Raw genomic sequence first — 4,711 nt, forward strand, 5'->3', positions numbered from 1 at the left:
GTCGGGGTGTGTGGGGTCCATGGGGTGGGTACGCCGCGCTCGGCCGGCCCAGCACGTGGACCGGCCGCGGATCGTCCCGGCTGACGATGCCGCTCAGACAGGAGGGCGCGATCAGCTCGTCGAAATCCAGCGGTGTTCCTCGGCCGACAGCCGGTGGAAGTCGGGAGGTCGGTTACGGTCGCCGTATGGCCATCGCATCGACCGTGCACACCGAGCCCGCTGCCGCCCCCGCCCCTCCCGCCGCCCAGGGTGTCGGCCCTCTGTTGCGGGCGTGGCGGGAGCGTCGGAGGGTCACCCAGCTGGAGCTGGCGTTGCGGGCCGGTTCCTCCGCCCGGCACATCAGCTTCGTCGAGACGGGCCGGTCACGGCCGAGCGAGGAGATGGTGCTGCGGCTGGCGGAGCATCTGGACGTGCCGGTGCGGGACCGCAACGCGCTGCTGCTGGCGGCCGGTTACGCGCCCCGCTTCCCGGAGACGCCGCTGGAGGACCCGGCGCTGGACGCGGTGCGGGCGGGTCTGGAGCAGCTGCTGCGGGGCTACGAGCCGTATCCGGCGCTGGTGATGGACGGGCTGTACGAGGTGCGGGCGGCGAACCGCGGGATCACGATGCTGCTGGAGGGTGTCGCCGAGGAGCTGCTGGAGCCGCCGCTGAACGCGATGCGGCTGACGCTGCATCCGCGGGGGCTCGCGCCGCGCATCCGCAATCTGCGGGAGTGGCGGGGGCATCTGCTGGAGCAGATGGGCCGTCAGCCGGCCCTGCACCGGTCGGCGGAGCTGCGCGCGCTGTACGAGGAGGTGTCGGCGTATCCCGTGCCGGAGACGAGGCCGGAGGAACCGGCGGGGCCGGCCGCCGAGACGAAATGGGCGTATTTCGCGCTGCCGTTGCTGATCGAGCACGACGGACGGGTGCTGTCGTTCGTGTCGTCGGTGTCGACGTTCAACACGCCGATGGATGTGACGGTGGCCGAGCTGGCGATCGAGACGTTCCTGCCGGCGGATGCCGCGACGGTCGACTACCTGCGGCAGAAGACGTTCTGACCGGCCTTCTGCTCGCTGCCGTGGGTCCGGGTCCCGGGCCGGAGTGCGCCGGCCCGGGACCCGGTGGTCTCCACGGTCCCGCGCGCGGCGGGTTCCGTCGATCACCTGAGGCGCAATGAGATTGTCACCGGACCATGACAGACTGCTCGCGTTGTCTCGCTGCCTGATGAGCCCTGGGGAGGCGTGGCGTGAGTGAGCGGCGGCCCGCGCCCACGGTGGGCCAGGTGGTGCTCGGCCGGCGGTTGCAGGAGCTGCGGGAGGCGGCCGGGCTGAAGCGTGAGGAGGCCGCGCGGGTGCTGCGCGTGGCTCCGGCGACGGTGCGGCGGATGGAGACGGCCGAGGTCGCGCTGAAGGTGCCGTACGTGCAGGTGCTGCTGGAGGCGTACGGGGTGGCGGAGCACGAGGCCGCGGTGTTCGTGGGGCTGGTGGAGGAGGCGAACCGGCCGGGCTGGTGGCAGCGGTACCACGATGTGCTGCCGGACTGGTTCAGCCTGTTCGTCAGTCTGGAGGGCGCCGCGAAGATGATGCGCTCCTACGAGCCGCATTTCGTGCCGGGTCTGCTGCAGACGGAGGAGTACGCGCGTGCCGTGCTGGAGGCGGGCACGATCGGGCTGCGGTCGCCGGCGGAGGTGGAGCGGCATGTGGCGCTGCGGCTGGAACGGCAGCGGCTGCTGGAGAGACCGGACGCCCCGCACCTTTGGGTGATCATGGACGAGACGGTGCTGACGCGTCCGGTGGGCCCGCGTGCGCAGGTGATGCGGGACCAGTTGGACAAGCTGCTGGAGTACGCGGAGCGGGACGGGGTGACGTTGCAGATCGCGGAGTGCGCGGCGGGTCCGCATCCGGCGACGTGTGCGCCGTTCTCGCTGTTCCGGTTCGCGGAGCCGGAGCTTCCGGACATGGTGGTCAGTGAGTATCTGACGGGTGCGCTGTATCTGGACTCGCGGCAGGAGGTGGCCACGCATCTGGAGGTGCTGGACCATCTGACGACGCACGCGGCGTCGGCGCAGCGCACGAAGAAGATCCTCGCCGAGTACCGGGAGAGGTTCTAGCGCGGGTGTCGCGCGAGGCGTGAGGCTTCCGGGCGCGGGTGACGACGTCCGGGGACATTTCGAGGAGACACCGACCGGGCACCGCCCGTGGCAGGCAGGAGAACACCGCGTATGACCGGATCGCAGGCCGAGCCGCTCCGTATCGACACCAGCCGCCCCCATCCGGCGCGGGTGTACGACTGGTGGCTGGGCGGCAAGGACAACTATCCCGTGGACGAGGAGCTGGCACGGCGCATCCTCGCCGTGGACGGCACGGTGGTGCGCGGGGCGCGCGCCAACCGGCGGTTCATGCACCGGGCGGTGCGGGCGGTCGCCGAGGCGGGGATCCGGCAGTTCCTGGACATCGGCACGGGCATCCCGACGGAGCCGAACCTGCATCAGGTGGCGCAGGGGGTGGCGCCCGAGGCGCGGGTGGTGTACGCGGACAACGATCCGATCGTGCTGCGGCACGCGGAGGCGCTGCTGCACTCCACGCCGGAGGGCGCCACGCACTATGTGCACGCGGACGTGCGGGACGTGGACGGGCTGCTGGCGAAGGCGCGGGAGGTGCTGGATCTGACGAGGCCGGTGGCGTTGTCGCTGGTGGCGCTGACGCACTATCTGGACGCGGAGCCCGACGGTGACGATGTGTACGGGCTGGTGCGGAGGTATCTGGACGCGCTGGTGCCGGGCAGCTATCTGATCCTGACGCAGACCACGCCCGATCTGAACCCGCGGGACATGGAGCGGGCGGCGGAGAACTTCCGGCGCAGCGGCACGCCGTTCCATCCGCGGACGGTCGGTGAGTTCCGGCGGTTCTTCGACGGCCTGGAGCTGCTGGGTCCGGGAGTGATCCCGGTGACGGGGTGGCGGCCGGGGCCTGAGGACGTGGCGGCGCAGGAGGAGGGCATCGTTCCGGTGTACGCGGGGGTGGCCCGCAAGCCGTGAGCGGTGCCGGGGGGTGGCTCGCAGGCCGTGAGCGGTGCCGGGGGGTGGCTCGCAGGCCGTGAACGGTGCCGGGGGTCGCCCGCAGGCGTGAACGGTTGCGGGTGGGTGGTGGCGCGCGGGCCGCGAGTCGTGCCGGAGGTCCCCCGCATGCCCTGAGCGGCACGGGCGGCCCCGCCTCGAACGGGCGTACCCCCGAGCGGTGAGCGGCGTCCGGCGTGCCTGACTCGAACGGGCGCGCTGGACGGGTGCGCTCCCCGGCCCGCCCCTAGCGTCGGATGCACGGGGCGAGCCGAGGGAGCGCAGGTGACCGACACGCACAGACCGCCGGTCGAGCCGGGTGCGGCACTGCTGCGTGCCGGGCGTTTCTTCCGGCCCGGCCGGGCCGCGCCGGATCTGCACCGTGTGGAGCTGACCGGTGGGCGGGAGGGCGACGCGTTCTACCGGGACCGGTGGAGCCACGACAAGGTGGTGGACTCCACGCACGGGGTGAACTGCACGGGGTCGTGCCGGTGGAGGGTGTACGTCAAGGACGGCATCATCACGTGGGAGACGCAGCAGACGGACTATCCGTCGGTGGGTGCGGACCGGCCGGAGTACGAGCCGCGGGGCTGTCCGCGCGGGGCGGCGTTCTCCTGGTACACGTACTCCCCCACCCGGGTGCGGTACCCGTATGTGCGGGGTGTGCTGCTGGAGGTGTACCGGGAGGCGAAGCGGCGGCTGGGTGACCCGGTGCTGGCGTGGGCCGACGTCCAGGGCGACCCGGAGCGGCGGCGCCGGTATCAGCGGGCGCGCGGCAAGGGCGGCATGGTGCGGGCGAGCTGGGACGAGGCGGTGGAGATCGTCGCGGCGGCGCATGTGCACACGATCAAGACGTACGGCCCTGACCGGGTCGCCGGTTTCTCGCCGATCCCCGCGATGTCGATGGTGTCGCACGCGGCGGGGGCGCGTTTCCATGCGCTGATCGGTGCGCCGATGCTGTCGTTCTACGACTGGTACGCGGATCTGCCGGTGGCGTCCCCGCAGGTGTTCGGTGATCAGACGGACGTACCGGAGTCCGGGGACTGGTGGGACGCCGCGTATCTGATCATGTGGGGTTCGAACGTGCCGGTGACGCGGACGCCGGACGCGCACTGGATGGCGGAGGCCCGTTACCGGGGGCAGAAGGTGGTGGTGGTCGCGCCGGACTTCGCGGACAGCGCGAAGTTCGCGGACGAGTGGCTGCATCCTCATCCCGGTGCGGACGGGGCTCTGGCGCTGGCGATGGGCCATGTGGTGCTGCGGGAGTTCTTCGTCGAGCGGGAGACGCCGTTCTTCGCGGACTATGTGCGCCGGTTCACGGATCTGCCGTTCCTGGTGACGCTGCGGGAGCGGGACGGGGCGTATGTGCCGGGGAAGTTCCTGCGGGCGGCGGATGTGGGTGAGCGGGGGGAGGGCGCGGAGTGGAAGACGGTCGTGCTGGACGGGGTGAGCGGGCGGGCGGTGGTGCCGAACGGTTCGCTCGGTTTCCGCTGGACGACGTCGGGTGAGGGCCGCTGGAACCTGGAACTCGGCGACATCGAGCCGGTGCTGAGCCTGTACGGGCGTGAGGGTGCGGCCGGGGTGGAGGTGTTGCTGCCGCGGTTCGACACGGAGGGCGGGGCGCACGGGCAGGGCCGGGGCGAGGTGCTGCGGCGGGGTGTGCCGGCGGTGCGGGTG

General features: G+C 71.9%; 4 protein-coding genes. All 4 read left to right on the plus strand.

The window, feature by feature from the left end:
* Window positions 1-185 precede the first annotated feature (185 nt).
* Window positions 186-1,037: a helix-turn-helix domain-containing protein gene (locus MTQ10_RS27990; protein WP_247473085.1), complete on the plus strand. Its 852-nt coding sequence runs from the start codon at window positions 186-188 to the stop codon at window positions 1,035-1,037.
* Window positions 1,038-1,225: 188 nt separating this feature from the next.
* Window positions 1,226-2,089: a helix-turn-helix domain-containing protein gene (locus MTQ10_RS27995; protein ID WP_247473086.1), complete on the plus strand. Its 864-nt coding sequence runs from the start codon at window positions 1,226-1,228 to the stop codon at window positions 2,087-2,089.
* 111 nt (window positions 2,090-2,200) lie between these two features.
* A complete protein-coding gene (locus tag MTQ10_RS28000) occupies window positions 2,201-3,016 on the plus strand; it encodes an SAM-dependent methyltransferase (protein ID WP_247473087.1) in 816 nt (271 codons plus the stop codon).
* Window positions 3,017-3,319: 303 nt separating this feature from the next.
* Window positions 3,320-4,711, plus strand: a 1,392-nt coding sequence (locus tag MTQ10_RS28005; protein ID WP_247473088.1) for a molybdopterin-dependent oxidoreductase, incomplete at its 3' end; no start/stop codon positions are given.

Source organism: Streptomyces sp. XM83C (assembly GCF_023072675.1).
In the GTDB taxonomy this organism is placed as follows: Bacteria; Actinomycetota; Actinomycetes; order Streptomycetales; family Streptomycetaceae; genus Streptomyces; species Streptomyces thermocoprophilus.

What these genes read in the sequence shown, in the direction of transcription:
- MTQ10_RS27990 (WP_247473085.1), top strand. Translation starts at nt 186, where the DNA reads ATGGCCATCGCATCGACCGTGCACACCGAGCCCGCTGCCGCCCCCGCC.
- MTQ10_RS28000 (WP_247473087.1), top strand. Translation starts at nt 2,201, where the DNA reads ATGACCGGATCGCAGGCCGAGCCGCTCCGTATCGACACCAGCCGCCCC.